The sequence below is a fragment of the Pseudonocardia sp. KRD291 genome (assembly GCF_019263595.1).
Classification (GTDB): Bacteria; Actinomycetota; Actinomycetes; order Mycobacteriales; family Pseudonocardiaceae; genus Pseudonocardia.
Window position 1 is genome coordinate 1 of record NZ_JADQDD010000187.1, and the last position, 12,538, is coordinate 12,538.

Annotated in this window: 12 protein-coding genes; 6 read left to right on the forward strand and 6 right to left on the reverse strand. The window is 73.8% G+C overall.

The features are described from left to right. Positions 1-462 precede the first annotated feature (462 nt). From I4I78_RS22240 to I4I78_RS22255, 4 genes are read left to right on the forward strand one after another with little or no spacing between them, the layout of a single operon-like run. Positions 463-1,293, forward strand: a complete 831-nt coding sequence (locus I4I78_RS22240; protein ID WP_308252291.1) for an arpA protein — start codon at positions 463-465, stop codon at positions 1,291-1,293. 5 nt (positions 1,294-1,298) lie between these two features. Continuing rightward, positions 1,299-3,125 carry a choline/carnitine O-acyltransferase gene (locus I4I78_RS22245; protein ID WP_218613405.1) on the forward strand — a complete coding sequence of 609 codons (1,827 nt, stop codon included), beginning with the start codon at positions 1,299-1,301 and terminating at the stop codon, positions 3,123-3,125. Positions 3,126-3,172: 47 nt separating this feature from the next. After that, positions 3,173-4,285: an NAD(P)-dependent oxidoreductase gene (locus tag I4I78_RS22250; protein WP_226380223.1), complete on the forward strand. Its 1,113-nt coding sequence runs from the start codon at positions 3,173-3,175 to the stop codon at positions 4,283-4,285. Further along, positions 4,282-4,857, forward strand: a complete 576-nt coding sequence (locus I4I78_RS22255; protein ID WP_218613406.1) for a hypothetical protein — start codon at positions 4,282-4,284, stop codon at positions 4,855-4,857. The genes I4I78_RS22250 and I4I78_RS22255 overlap by 4 nt, the downstream gene beginning before the upstream one ends. A gap of 33 nt (positions 4,858-4,890) precedes the next feature. On the opposite strand, the gene I4I78_RS22260 is transcribed toward I4I78_RS22255, so the two are convergent. Further along, on the reverse strand, positions 4,891-5,127 hold the full coding sequence (locus I4I78_RS22260) for a hypothetical protein (protein ID WP_218613407.1): 237 nt from the start codon (positions 5,125-5,127) through the stop codon (positions 4,891-4,893). 9 nt (positions 5,128-5,136) lie between these two features. Next, positions 5,137-6,411, reverse strand: coding sequence for a S8 family serine peptidase (locus I4I78_RS22265; RefSeq protein ID WP_218613408.1), 1,275 nt, complete (start codon positions 6,409-6,411; stop codon positions 5,137-5,139). Positions 6,412-6,606: 195 nt separating this feature from the next. On the opposite strand from I4I78_RS22265, the gene I4I78_RS22270 reads away from it, so the two are divergent. Both I4I78_RS22270 and I4I78_RS22275 read left to right on the forward strand, forming a co-directional pair. Beyond that, on the forward strand, positions 6,607-8,097 hold the full coding sequence (locus I4I78_RS22270; protein WP_218613409.1) for a CoA transferase: 1,491 nt from the start codon (positions 6,607-6,609) through the stop codon (positions 8,095-8,097). 94 nt (positions 8,098-8,191) lie between these two features. Continuing rightward, positions 8,192-8,776, forward strand: a complete 585-nt coding sequence (locus tag I4I78_RS22275; RefSeq protein WP_218613410.1) for a hypothetical protein — start codon at positions 8,192-8,194, stop codon at positions 8,774-8,776. A gap of 5 nt (positions 8,777-8,781) precedes the next feature. Here I4I78_RS22275 and I4I78_RS22280 read toward each other — a convergent pair whose 3' ends face one another. The 4 genes from I4I78_RS22280 to I4I78_RS22295 form a co-directional block, all read right to left on the reverse strand. Beyond that, entirely contained in the window at positions 8,782-9,801 is a 1,020-nt protein-coding gene (locus tag I4I78_RS22280; protein WP_226380224.1) for an alcohol dehydrogenase, read from the reverse strand. Positions 9,802-9,895: 94 nt separating this feature from the next. Beyond that, on the reverse strand, positions 9,896-10,867 hold the full coding sequence (locus I4I78_RS22285; protein WP_218613411.1) for an aldo/keto reductase: 972 nt from the start codon (positions 10,865-10,867) through the stop codon (positions 9,896-9,898). Between the two features lie 39 nt (positions 10,868-10,906). Then, a complete protein-coding gene (locus I4I78_RS22290; protein WP_218613412.1) occupies positions 10,907-11,272 on the reverse strand; it encodes a DsrE family protein in 366 nt (121 codons plus the stop codon). Between the two features lie 84 nt (positions 11,273-11,356). Further along, positions 11,357-12,538, reverse strand: a 1,182-nt coding sequence (locus tag I4I78_RS22295; RefSeq protein ID WP_218613413.1) for an HD domain-containing phosphohydrolase, incomplete at its 5' end; no start/stop codon positions are given.

Here is a 12,538-nt window from a genome sequence, read left to right on the forward strand (position 1 = left end):
GCACGAGGTTGTCACCCGAACGAGTGAAAACCGCATTCCTGACTTTTCCGAAGTCGGATTCCGCGGAGAAACTCGAACACCCGCAATGGCGTTCACGGAAGGCGTCGGCAGCGCAATTCCCGCACGTCGGACGCGTCCGGCGCCGAGCCGGCTCCGGCCCGGACGCCCCCGCACCCGGACCGCTCCGGACCGTCGCACGCGAGGACGGACCGAATCCGCCGTCGGGCCGGCAGCAACGGCCGTGAGCTGCGACGTCGGCGCGGGCGGCGGACACCACCGGGCGCGGGCGGCATGTCGAAGGCACTGTCACGCATGGACATCGGTGACGCCGCCCGGTTTGAATGTCGGGGCGACGACCCCGACCGGGAGAGGAGCGCGGTGAGCACCGTGCCTGTGACGGACTTCGAGAGTGCGGCTGATTCCTCGCCGGAATTGCCTCCGCAATTCGGCACCGCCGACGTCGTGGACACCGAGCGTTATCCGATCGGCGATCCCTGCGGCCGAACGTGGTCCGCGGCCGTCGCCGGTGCCCGGGACTCGCTCGCCGCCGGCGGGTGCGCCGTGCTGCCGGGGTTCGTCCGGGAGTCCTGGCTCGACCGGCTGCGGGCGGAGGGCCGTGCCGTCGCGCCGCTGGCCTACACCGAGACCCGCACGGTCAACGTCTACAACACCGAGACGGTCGACGACTCGCTGCCGGACGGGCACCCCGCACGGGTGCGCTTCGAGCGGGGCAACGCGTTCGTCGCCCGCGACCGCATCCCGGGCTCCGCGGCGATCCAGCGCCTCTACGCCGACCCGGGCCTCCAGGCGTTCCTCGCCGCCTGCTTCGGGCTGCCGCAGCTGCACGAGCTCGCCGACCCGCTGGCCGGGCTGTGCCTCAACGTCGTGGCGGACGGCCGGTCGCACCCCTGGCACTTCGACACCAACGAGTTCGCGATCAGCCTGCTCACCCAGGCACCGGAGTCCGGCGGCGTGTTCGAGTACTGCCCGGACATCCGCGGCGCGGGAGCCGAGAACCCCGGCGACGTGGCGGCGGTGCTGGCCGGGCGGGGTGAGCAGCTCACACGGCGGATCACGCTGCGCCCCGGCGATCTGCAGCTGTTCCGCGGCCGGTACTCGCTGCACCGGGTCACCGAGGTCGCCGGGCCCACCGACCGGCACAGCGCGATCTTCTCCTACAGCGAGCGTCCCGGGGTGGTGGGCTCACCCGCCCGCACCCGTCAGCTGTTCGGGCGGGTGACCGACGTCCACGCCCGCCCCCGTGACGTGCGCGTCGACGAGCTGATGGACTAGGCGTCGTGACCGACACCGACGTCTCCACCGCCACGTTCGGCAACGACGACCGGCTGCCGCAGGTGCCGCTGCCCACGCTCGAGGACAGCGCCGCCCGGTTCCTCGAGTGGTGCGCCCCGCTCCTCGACGAGGAGCAGCTGGCGGCGACCAGGGCCGCGACCGACGAGCTCCTGGCGCCGGAGGGCCCCGCCCGAACGCTGCAGGCCGACCTCGCGCGCTTCGCCGCCGGCGACGACGTCGCGAGCTGGCTCGACGAGTTCTGGCCGCGCCGCTACCTCGGCCGCCGGGACCGGATCGCCCTGAACGCGAACTTCTTCTTCCTCTTCGGCGACAACGGCTCCGACCAGCCGACCCGCGCCGCGGAGCTGACGATGGCCGCGCTGGGGCACAAGGCACAGCTCGACGACGAGTCGTTCCCTCCCCTGCTCGCCCGCGGCGCACCGCAGTCGATGGAGCAGAGCAAGCACCTGTTCTCCACCACCCGGATCCCCGGGGCACCGCAGGACACGGTCCGCACGCCGTACTCGCCCGAGTGGCCGGGCCGGTCCGCCGAGCGCCACATCGTCGTTCTCTCCCGCGGCCGGATGTACCGGATGGACGTGCTCGGGTCCGACGGGCTCCCGCACACCGTCGACGAGATCGCGGCCGGGATGCGCACCGTGCTCTCCGCCGCGACCGACCGGGCGCCGGTCGAGGAGTCGGTCGGCTCGCTGACCACGAAGGCCCGCGCCGAGTGGGCCGCGACCCGCGCCGCGCTGGCCGCCCTGGACCCGGCGAACGCCGGGGCCATCGACGTGGTCGAGCGCGCGCTGTTCTGCGTGGACCTCGACGACGTGACGCCCACCGGCGAGGGCGACACCCGCGACCAGGCGGTCTGCCGGACGATGCTGGCCGGCGACAGCGGCAACCGCTGGTTCGACAAGGCCGTCTCGTTCGTCGTGCTGGCCGACGGGACCGCGGGGATCAACGTGGAGCACTGCCTGCTCGACGGCACCACGATCCTGACGCTGGTCGACGCGATGCTCGGCGAGCCCGTCTCCGCGCACGCCGAGCGGGTCGGGGCGCACGGGCAGGGCGAGCCGGCCGTCACGCCGGTGGAGTTCGTCCTCGACGACGCGCTGCGCGCCGACGTCCGCGCCGCCGCCGAGGACTTCGACGCGTTCCTCGCCGCGACCGCCACCACCGTGCTGACGTTCGACGACTTCGGCGCGGAGACGGCCAAGTCGCTGGGCAGCTCCCCGGACGCGTTCGTGCAGATGGCTTACCAGCTCGCGCACCGCCGGGCCCGGGGGCTGACCGGGGCGACCTACGAGTCGATCGCCACCCGCCAGTTCCGGGGAGGGCGCACCGAGGCCATGCGGGTGGTGACGCCCGAGGTGCTCGCGTTCGTCGAGGCGATGCAGAGCCCCGGTACCGACGCCGGCACCCGTCGGGAGGCGTTCCGCGCGGCCGCCGCCGCGCACGGGGCCCGGGCCAGGCAGTGCCAGGCGGGCGACGCGCCCGAGCAGCACCTGTGGGAGCTCGACCTGATCCGGGAGCGCCGCGGCGCCGGGCTGGGGGTGACCGAGCCGATGGCGCTGTTCGACTCCCCCGGCTGGGCGGTCATGCGCTCGGACTACCTGTCGACGAGCTCGGCGCCGTCGACGCACATCCGGTACTTCGGCTTCGGCTCGACCAGCGAGCAGTGCATCGGCGTCGCCTACGTGCTCCTCCCGGACCGCCTGCACGTGCACCTGAGCACGCCGGAGGCCGTCGCCGGGCAGATGACGTCGTTCGCCGACGAGCTGCGCCGCGCGGTCGGTGAGCTGCGGGAGCTGCTCGGCCCGGAGTGAACGAAACCCCGTTGCCCGGCACACCGGCGGGTGGTCGGGTCGCGGGTATGACGCGTTTCCTGGTCACCGGCAGCTCGGGGCACCTCGGCGAGGGGCTGGTCCGCACGCTGCGGGAACGGGGCGAGGACGTCGTCGGGCTGGACCTGCTGGACTCGCCGTGGACGTCGGTGGTCGGGTCGATCACCGACCGGGACGTCGTGCGGCGGGCGCTGGACGGGGTGACCCACGTGCTGCACACCGCCACGTTGCACAAGCCGCACGTCGGCTCGCACGGGCGGCAGGCGTTCGTCGACGTCAACGTCACCGGGACGCTCGCGCTGCTGGAGGAGTCGGCGGCGGCCGGGGTGACGGGCCTGGTGTTCACCAGCAGCACCAGCGCGTTCGGGCGGGCGCTGTCCCCGCCGCCGGGCGCGCCCGCGGCGTGGGTCACCGAGGACGTGGCTCCGGTCGTCCGCAACGTCTACGGCGCCACGAAGACCGCGGCCGAGGACCTGTGCGAGCTGGCCGCCCGCGACCTCGGCCTGCCGGTGGTCGTGCTGCGGACGTCGCGGTTCTTCCCGGAGGGCGACGACCGCGACGACGTGCGCGCGGCCTGGTCGGACGCGAACCTCAAGCTCGTCGAGTACCTGTACCGGCGGGTGGAGCTCGGCGACGTCGTCGACGCGCACCTGCTCGCCGCCGCGCGGGCACCGGAGCTGGGCTTCGGGCGCTACATCGTCAGTGCCACCACCCCGTTCGCCCGCGACGACCTCCCCGAGCTCGGCCGCGACGCCCCGGCCGTCGTCACGCTCCGGGTGCCGGAGCTGGCGCGGTTCCTCGACGAGCGCGGCTGGCGGATGTTCGCACGCCTGGACCGCGTCTACGTCAACGAACGGGCCCGCACCGACCTCGGCTGGACCCCGCGTCACGACGTGCACACGGCGATGGAGCTGATCGCCACCACCGGCGACCCGCGCGGCCCGCTGGCCCGCGCCGTCGGGGAGAAGGGCTATCACGACCGGCATCTACACGCGCTGAACCGCCTACACGTCCCGGGCGGGGACCGGAAGCAGGTTCATCACGACGGGTGGAGTCCGGCCGTTCGCGCTAACACCGCAGGTCCGGGGACCGGTGTCATGGGCGGCAGGCCCGCACGCAGACCGATCGGAGGCACACCGTGACCGAATCCCAGCCCTGGCCGACCACCGTGCAGCGCAGGCGCGGGTCCGGTGACGAGACGGCGTCCGAGGTCGCGACCCCCCGCCACGGACACCCCGCCGAAGGGCCGGTGGCCACCCGGGTGCCGTCACCGGTGCCGCGTCAGCGCGACACCGACGCGTCCCCGGATGCCGCGCAGGCGTATCCGCAGCTGCCGCGTCCGAACCCGCAGGTGACCCGGGAGCCGTCCCCGCCCGCCCGCCAGGACGCGGGACAGCCGCGGCCGACCCACGTCCGGGACCTGGTGCAGCCGGGCCCATCGCAGGCCCGGTCCGCGCCCGCCCTCGTGACGACCGTGGTCGCGCGCGACTCGGGCGCGATGACCGCGCTGCGGGTCGTCACCTACGTCCTCGTGTCGCTGGCGAGCCTCGTCTTCCTCGCGTTCGTGGTCTACGGCGGGGTCAAGTACATGCAGCTCCGCGATGCGTTCTCGACCTCGCCGTTCGGCTCTCTGACCAGTTCCTCGTCGTCGGACACGGGCGTCCCCGCGATCTGCGTGACCGACCCGGCGAACCCGGCCTGCGCGTACTACTGAGCGGTTCCTACCGGGCGGCTCCTACCGGGCGGGCTACTGCACGTCGGAGTCGGGCGGCGGGAGCTGCACGGTGCGGTCGGGCTCCACGGAACCGACCCCGTCGAGCACGCCGAGGGCCCGCATACCGGACTCCTCGACCGACCCGATCACCACCCCGACCCCGCGCAGCACCTTCTCGACCTGCACCCCGGCCTGCTCGAGCCGGGCGACGACCTCGTCGATCCGGTCGAGGTGGCCGTCGGCGATCGAGATCGTGACCTTCTCGGACACGGCGTCGCCTCAGGCGCCGGGTGCGCGGACGAGCCCGGACCCGACGTCGCCCGAGGACAGCGGGAGCCGCTGCGCGGCCTGCACCAGCTGGGCCCAGAGCTGCTGGCCGGTGGCCCCGGTGCGCTGCGACCACAGCGCGGCGATGCCCGCGACGTGCGGCGTCGCCATGGAGGTGCCGGAGATCGTGTTCGTGGCCTGCGGCATCGGCCAGCTCGAGTAGACGTCCACGCCCGGACCGGCGATGTCGATCTGGCCGCCCTCGACGGCGGAGCTCGCGGCGGAGAAGTCCGCGATCGCCAGCGCGCTGTCCACCGCGGCGACCGCCATCACCGACGGGCTGTTCGCCGGGATCCCGACGAAGCCGACGTTGCCGGTACTGCGCTCGGCGTTGTTGCCCGCGGCGGCGACGATCAGCGAGCCGGCCTCGAGCGCACGGCGCCCGACGTTCTCGTAGGCCGCCGAGACCTCGTTGACGTCCGAGCCCAGCGACATCGAGATCACCCGCGCACCGCTGGTGATCGCCCACTCGATGCCCTCGAGGATGCCGGCGTCGCTGCCGGAGCCGTCGTCGCCGAGGACCTTGCCGATCAGCAGCGTGGCCTCGTGCGCCACGCCGTAGCGGCGGCCGGTGCCGGGCGCGAGCGGACCCGCGGTGGTGCCGGCGGTGTGCGTGCCGTGGCCCTGCACGTCCTGCACCGGCTGGCCGTCCACGAACGACCGGGACTCGATCGGGCGTCCGGCGAAGTCGGGGTGGGTCAGGTCGAGACCGGTGTCGAGCACCGCCACGGTGACCCCCTTGCCGGTCTCCGGGGACTCGGCGACGCCGGTCGCCTGCAGTCCCCAGGTCAGCTTGTCGGTGTCACCGAACTGCGCGGCACCCACCGTCCCGGCACCGGCTCCCGCGCCCGCGGCCTGCTCGTGCAGGAACCTCGCGGCGTCGGAGAACCCGCGCAGGTACGCCTCGGACAGCGGGCCGCCGATCGCGTACTGCACCCGCTCCGGCTCGACCCCGACGAGCCGTCGGTCGGCACGCGCCGTGCGCAGCTGCTCGGAGGTCAGGTCGGCGACCGCCACCCCGAGCCGGGAGAACAGCGTCGGCCGGGTACCGCCCGCCCCGGACGGCCCCGGCGCGTCCCGGGTGCTGGTCACCTCCCCCAGGCCGGTCAGCTCCTGCACCGCGGTGCGGGCGGCGGAGTCGTCGTCGCCCAGGAGCGCGTCCCCCAGGACCAGCAGGTACCGGCCGGTCGTCGTGCTCCCCGGCCGTGTCGCGCGCGATGCCACCATGTCGCCTCCCGATCATCGACGTCCGTCCGGACTCATCGTGCCGAAACTCGGGCCTCCCGGCACGGCCGCGTCGAGAACGACAGCCGAACCCTGGCTCCACACCGGGGTCCGGCATGCCGGACCGGACGGCCAGGGGCACGATCGACACCCGACACCCCGACACCCCGACGCCCGACCCCGACCGCGGAGGCGCGAGTGAGCCCGTTGACCGACCGACTGCAGCACGCCGCGGCGTTCCCGCTGCGGACCGCCGACGGGTTCGACCCGCACGCCGAGCTGGACACGGTGCTCGGCGGCGTCGGGCTCTCCGCCGCCGACGCCGGCGGTGACGTGGAGTTCAGCGGCGCGGACCCGATCGTCGCGAGCACGATCCGGGTCGGTGGCGCGGCGGCGATCGGGCTCGCGGTGAAGTCGGTCGCCGCGGCCGCGCTGCACCGCGACCGCGGCGGCCCCGGCCAGGACATCGGCATCGACCTGCGCCGCGCCCCGCACCGGCTGTGCCCGTTCTACGACCGCACCTGGGAACGCCTCGGCGACTACCCGGTCACCTCCACGGTGGAGACCGGCAACGCGATGGCGTTCTCGTTCTTCCGGTGCGCCGACGGCCGCTGGGTGATGCCGCAGAACATGTACCCGGGCCTGCGCCAACGCGCGCAGGACCTGCTCGGCGTGCCGCTGACCAGACCCGCGGTCACCGAGGCGATCGCCGGCTGGAAGGCCTCCGAGCTGGAGGACGCCGCGTCCGACGCGGGCGTGGTGATGCCGATGCTGCGCACGCTGCCGGAGATGCTGCAGACGCAGCAGTACCGCGACGTCCTCGCCGACCTGCCGCTGATCGAGGTCACCAGGATCGGCGACTCGGCCCCCGAGCCGCTGCCCGACGCCGGCGAGCAGCCGTTCTCCGGGCTACGGGCGCTCGGGATGGGGCACGTGATCGCCGGGGCCGGCTTCGGGCGGTCGTTCGCCCTGCACGGCGCGGACGTGCTGAACCTGTGGCGTCCCGGCGAGACCGAGCACGAGACCACCTACGCCTCGGCCAACGTCGGGATGCGCTCGTCCTGGCTGGACCCGCGCCGCGACCGGGGTGCGCTCTGCGAGCTCCTGCGCGGGACGGACGTGTTCTTCCACAACCGCCGCCCGGCGTTCCTGTCCGAGATCGGCCTGACCCCGGACGACGCCGCCGCGGAACGGCCCGGCCTGGTGTACGTCACGGTGTCGCTGCACGGCCGGGACGGGCCGTGGGCCGGGCGGCCGGGCTTCGACCAGTCGGCCGGGTCGGTGAGCGGAATGATGCTGCTGGAGGGCACCGCCGGGGAACCGCGGCTGCCGCCGATCATGGTCGTGAACGACTACATCGTCCCGTGGCTCGCGCAGGCCGGCGTCGTGGCGGCGCTGCGGCGCCGGGCCGTCGAGGGCGGGTCGTACCACGTGCACGTGTCGCTGACCCGCGTCGCGCTGTGGATCCTCTCGCTGGGGATCTTCGACCGGGAGTGGGCGCACACGACCGCGGGCTCCGCCGAGGCGCACCGCTACCTCGACCCGGAGACCTTCACCGCCGCCACCACTCTCGGCGCCTACCAGGGCGTCACCGAGCAGGTGCGGATGTCGGCGACGCCGGGCCGCTACGACCCGGTGCTCGTCGCGCGGGGCGCGTCGGCACGGGAGTGGCTCCCGCGCCGGGGATGACGGGCGGCCGGGGATGACGGGCGGCCGGGAACGGGAACGCCCGGTCGTCGTCGTACGTTGATCGGGTCCTGATCCCGGCGAACGGACGTGGCGCGTGCGCACTCGAGCCCTGCCCGTCGTGGGTGTGCTGCTCGCGTTCGCGGTGCTCGCCGGCGTCGTCGCCGTGGTCGCGGACTCGCGGGGCTTCTCGATCTCCGAGGCGCTGAACCCGCGCCCGCCGGAGGCGTGCACCGTCGACGACCCGACGACGTCCGTGTCCCTCCCGGGTAGGGCGGGCTGTCTCACCCCCACCGCGCGCGCGGTGTACGACCGCACCCTGGCGCAGTTCGGCGAGCCCGGCCGGGACGCGCCGGTCCGGGCCGCCACGTGCTGGTCCGAGCACGCCTGGAACCCGAGCAGCGACCACCCGGCCGGGCGGGCCTGCGACTTCTTCCCGACCCGCTCCGGCACCTTCCCCGAGGGCGAGGAGCTCGCGAGCGGCTGGGCCGTGGCGAACTGGCTCCGGGACAACGCGTCCGACCTGGGCGTGCGGTACGTGATCTGGCAGGGCCGGATCTGGTACCGGGGAACCGGCGACACCGACGGGTGGGGCCGCCCGTACAACGGCGGCGGGGTCTACGACCCGACCGACGCCACCGGCGGGCACTTCGACCACGTGCACGTCAGCGTCCGGCGGTAGAGCGCTCACTCCGTGGTGAGCACCATCCGGAAGCGGGCGTCGTTGGCCATCATCCGGTCGTAGGCCTCGGCGGCCTTCTCCAGCGGCATCGTCTCGATCATCGGCCGGACGCCGGTCAGATCCGAGAACCGCAGCGTGTCCTCCGAGTCCTGCGACGTACCGGACGGGTGCCCGGAGACCCCCGCCGCCGGCATGATCAGCGCCGTGGCCGGGACCTGCAGCGGATCCTCGGCGGCGCCGACGACGATCATCTGCCCGCGCGCGGCCAGACCGGGCAGCAGCGCGCTCGCCGCCGCGCCGCTGGTCGCGGTGGCCAGCACGACGGTGGCCCCGCCCATCTCGGCCAGTGCCTGACCGGCGTCGGTGGCCTCGCTGTCGATGTGGTGGTGGGCGCCGAGCTTCCGCGCCAGGTCGGCCTTTGCGGTGCCGCGCGAGATCGCGACGACCTCCATGCCCATCTTCGCGGCGAACTGGATCCCCAGGTGGCCGAGGCCGCCGACGCCCAGCACCGCGACCCGGTCGCCCGGGCGGGCCGGGCTCTCGCGCAGCGCGTGGAACGTGGTCACGCCGGCGCACAGCAGCGGCGCCGCCTCGGCGGGCGACAGTCCATCCGGCATCCGGGCCAGCGCGTCCGCGGGGACCACCACGTACTCGGCGTAGCCGCCGTCGAAGGAGATGCCGGGGATCTTCGCGTTCTCGCAGGTGATGAAGTCCCCGCGACGGCAGCGGGCGCAGTGGTAGCAGGCGCCGCCGAACCATCCGACGCCCACCTCGTCGCCTCGCCGCCACGGGCCCAGCACGCCGTCGCCGACCTCGTCGACCGTCCCGGCGATCTCGTGACCGGGAATGATCGGGTACGGCGTGATCGGCAGCGCGCCCTCCTTGGCCCACATGTCGCTGTGGCAGACACCGCAGGCCCGCACCCGGATCCGGACCTCGCCGGGCCCGGGCTGCGGCACCTCCCGCTCGACCAGTTCGAGGTCTCCGCCGGCCTTCGCCACCTGGATCGCGCGCATCGTGCTCATGTGCTCTCAGAACCTCCGGTTCGACTGCATGCACGCATGACTACCCACGCACATGCGGCACGAACCACGACCACGAGGCCCCAGAACGTGGTGGCTACCGGTGCCCGACCGGCTCTCGGGTCTCGTAGTGCTCCTCCAGCGCCGCGGTCTCGGTGTCGTCGAGCTCGACGTCGAGCGCGGACAGCGCGTCGGTGAGGTGGTGCTCCTTCGTCGCCCCGACGATCGGAGCGCTGACCGCGGGCCGGTTCGCGACCCAGGACAGTGCCACCTGCGCCCGGGTGACGCCGCGCTTGTCGGCGATCTCGGCGACCGTGTCGACGATCCGGCGGTCGGTGTCGCGGTAGAGGCTCTTGCCGAAGTCGTCGGTCTCGGCGCGGGCGGTCGAGGTGTCCCAGTCCCGGGTCAGGCGCCCGCGCGCGAGCGGGCTCCACGGGATCGAGCCGATGCCGGCGTCGGCGCACAGCGGCAGCATCTCCCGCTCCTCCTCGCGGTAGAGCAGGTTGTAGTGGTTCTGCATCGTCACGAACCGCGACCATCCGTGGTGCTCCTGCAGCGCGAGAGCCTGGGCGAACTGCCAGGACCACATCGACGACGCCCCGAGGTAGCGGGCCTTGCCCGCCTTCACGACGTCGTGCAGCGCCTCGAGCGTCTCCTCGATCGGCGTCTCGTAGTCCCAGCGGTGGATCTGGTAGAGGTCGACGTGGTCGACGCCCAGGCGGGTCAGGCTGTTGTCGATCCCCTGCATGATCGCCTTGCGGGACAGCCCGCCGCGGTTCGGGCCCTTGCGCAGCGGCATGAACACCTTGGTCGCGATCACGACCTCGTCCCGGTCGGTGAGCTCGCGCAACGCCCGGCCGGTGATCTCCTCGCTGGTGCCGTCCGAGTAGATGTCGGCGGTGTCGAAGAAGTTGATCCCGCCCTCTACGGCCTGGCGGAAGAACGGCAGCGCCTCGTCGTAGTCCAGCGACCAGGGGTGCCCGCCGCGGTCCGGCGCGCCGTAGCTCATACAGCCGAGGCAGATCCGGGAGACGTCCATTCCGGTGGTTCCGAGCTTCGTGTACTCCACGATCTCCGTGATACCCGGCTACGCGCTCCGACAACCGGATCAGAAGCTGAACGTCGTCGCTGCCCCGTCGCCGATCCAGTTCCACAGCGGCACGGTGCCGCCGAGCTCGGCACCGTCGATCATGGTGCCGGAGTCGAGCTTCTTGGCCTGTACGCAGATCGGGCAGACCAGATAGCGCCCGCCTGCGTCCCGGTAGCGGTCGAGCAGCTCGGGCAGTGTCGGGCACCCGTCGCAGGCGGTCGCGACGGCGACCCCGGGAACGGCGAGGCGCACGGCCTCCTTGCTCAGGAACATCATTGTCGGACGCCCCTGCTCGGCCGCCGCGACGGCGGCCAGGAACGCGACCGTCACGCGCTCCGCGTCCTCCAGCCCGGTCGCCAGGTTGACCACTGCCCGGTTGCTCATCGTGTCCTCCGCTCCTCGGCCCCCGGCGTCGGGAGCAGGGATGACGCTATGAACCCGCGGGGCGTAGATCGTGGGGAGTTCTCCTCATGGACCGATGGCGTCGAGGGTGCGCAGCAGGCCGTGCTGCATCGCGAACAGCGCCGCCGCGGCCCGGGTGTTCGCGCCGATCTTGAGGTAGATCCGCTCGATGTGGTTGCCTGCCGTCTTCGGGGTGATGCCCAGCTCGCGGGCGATCCGCCGGGTGCTCGCGGCGCGGGCCAGCAGCACCAGCACCTCGGTCTCGCGTGGGGTGAGCCCGGCCGGGGCCCCGGTGGCGCGGCCCGCCGGGCGCCGGGTCGGCTGTCCGGCGGCGCCGAGGACCGTCTCGACGGAGTCCGGGTCCAGGCGCCCGGCGCGGGCCTCGGCGCGCAGCCCCGCCGCCGCGGCGCCGGGCGAGCGACCGGCCCGGTGCGGGCGCGCCTCGACCATGGCGTGGAAGCAGTCGGCCGCCCCCAGCAGCCGGGCGGCCGGACCGATCGCGGCGCCCGGCAGACCGCGGTGGTAGCCGGACCCGTCGAGCCGCTCGTGCACCAGCGCCGCGACCTCACGGGCCGCGGCCAGCGCCGGGACGCGTCGCAGCATCCGGTCGGTGTAGTAGCCGTGCAGCTCCATCCGGTCGCGTTCGGCGGAGGTCAGCAGCCCCGGCTTGTCCCAGATCGTGTTCGGTACCCCGGAGCGGCCGAGGTCGTGCACCAGCCCGGCGCGACGCAGGGTCCGGACGTCGTCGGCGGGGAGTCCGGCCCGGCGGGCGGCGTCCGCGGCGAGGTCGGCGACCCCGCGGGAGTGCCCCGTGAACCACGGCGACTTGAGGTCGACGAAGTCCGCGATCGCCTCCAGTGCGGCGTCCAGGCCGGTGTCGTCCAGAGGGCTCGGCGACGGGTCGGCGGCGACGAGCTCGTCCCAGCTCGACTCCCCGGGCAACGCGTCGAGGACGGCCGGGCCGGAGCGGGCGAACTCGTCGACCAGCCCGGGGTCCAGCGCCGATCCCCGGCGCAGCGCCAGCGCGGCGAGTGCCGCCCCGGCCCCGTTCCGGCGGTGGTGCACCTCGGCGACGTCGACGAGCTGGACCAGCCGGGTCGCCAGGTCGATGCCGGTGCCGCCGACGCCGCGGGGCACACCACGCCCGTCCCAGCGGGTGAAGGTCTGGGCCAGGCAGTCCGCGACCCGGCCGTCGAGCCCGAGCCGGACGGCGAGGCTCCCGGTCACCTGGCAGTGCGCGGCCAGTGC

Coding starts and splice junctions, on each gene's coding strand:
- I4I78_RS22290 (WP_218613412.1), bottom strand. CDS start 11,272: ATGAGCAACCGGGCAGTGGTCAACCTGGCGACCGGGCTGGAGGACGCG.
- I4I78_RS22265 (WP_218613408.1), bottom strand. CDS start 6,411: ATGGTGGCATCGCGCGCGACACGGCCGGGGAGCACGACGACCGGCCGG.
- I4I78_RS22280 (WP_226380224.1), bottom strand. CDS start 9,801: ATGAGCACGATGCGCGCGATCCAGGTGGCGAAGGCCGGCGGAGACCTC.
- I4I78_RS22250 (WP_226380223.1), top strand. CDS start 3,173: ATGACGCGTTTCCTGGTCACCGGCAGCTCGGGGCACCTCGGCGAGGGG.